General features: G+C 49.2%; 1 pseudogene. It reads right to left on the minus strand.

The window, feature by feature from the left end:
• Positions 1-1,346 (minus strand): annotated as a pseudogene (locus tag B152_RS23985) (hypothetical protein); the annotation flags it as partial.
• Positions 1,347-1,416 lie beyond the last annotated feature (70 nt).

Raw genomic sequence — 1,416 nt, forward strand, 5'->3', positions numbered from 1 at the left:
TGCCAGCCAACTGTCTCGACCTGATGTTGATAGGTAACAGCTGATTTCTGGCATTCACTGACGTAAACCCGACCCGGATTTTCGTAGTAAAACCGTTCCTTGCCGTAGGAAACACCTGCAGCAATGTCATGTTCAAAGTTAATCGGGTTTTCGCAAGTCTCTGTTGTGGACTTTACGGCCAGAGAACCGCCCTGATCAGGCGTACATTCCGTAATAAACTGTTTCTGGCCAGCTACTGTAATTTCAACCCGGTATTGCGGTGTTGCTGTTTTCTTGGCCAGATCCAGAATTGGGGCGCAGACATCCCCGCCGCCGTCATATTTGTAGACTTTAGTATGGGAGAACTCGACGCCTGTTTCGGTGCAAGGTGTTGCCTGAAAAATGGTACCATCAAGCGTATAGGTCCACATACCCATTTCTTTGGAGGAACCACCCGCCAGATTGTGTTTGATCGTGCAGCTGTCTGTAACTTGCGTTAAGGCAACGGCTGGCTTTTCAACGGACGGCGCACAATCACGAACCTGCTGTTCAGTGGAATTCTGACCAATATAGATTAGCTTGGATTGCGGCGTGGCCAGCTTGTTTTCAATATTGATATCTATTGCGCAGCTGTTGTGCTTTTCGACAATCGGATAGACTTTTGCCGGATCTGGCGCACATTCAGAAACGTCAAATCGTGCCTGTTGGGCATTGACGTAAAACCAACGGAATTGAGCCGTGGCAATCTTGGCATCAAGGTTCACTTCATCCTTACAGACATCGTAGGATTTCTTGAGCGGGAATTCATCACCACTATCCGAGCAGGCCCCATCTTCGGAGAGAACGCCGCCTTTAAAAGTCTGGACCTTGGATTGCTGTATAGCTTTTTCACCAATAAGATCGACCCGAACACTACAGCCTTCTGTCGTGGTCCGGATTTCCTCTTCTGGCTCTGGCGTGGATTGCAGACGTTCGGGAGACTTGTACTGTGCAGCCTGATCGTTCTGTGCTTCGTTTTGAACCGGCGAAGTCTGACGTTCCGCTGCTTCTGGCTTGTCTTCCTTTTCTTCCTCTTTTGCTGGTTCTTCTTCTTCGGCGTTGAGCTTGCGTAAAGCCTCGATCAGATCTGCCCGGTCGCCCTTGATATCAAGAGCTTTTTCAGCAGGAAGTTCCGGGGTATCAAGATCGAATTGAGCTGTGAACTTGTTGGGATCAAGCGCGGCTTCTTTTGTGTCCTTCTTTAAGCCGGTAATGATCAGCTGGCCGACCTTCTGGCCATCCACATCAACATACTGCGAATAGCCATTGATCGTGACGCCTTCAGTAGAGACATCCGCCGGAAGATCAGGCAGACGTTTGAAGTCCATTTGAACAGGCGTTGCCTGTTGCTGGATCAACTGCGTCAAACTTTTTGCTGAAGCTGAAAAAAGCTTTTCC

The sequence above is a fragment of the Kiloniella laminariae DSM 19542 genome (genome assembly GCF_000374005.1).
GTDB lineage: Bacteria > Pseudomonadota > Alphaproteobacteria > Kiloniellales > Kiloniellaceae > Kiloniella > Kiloniella laminariae.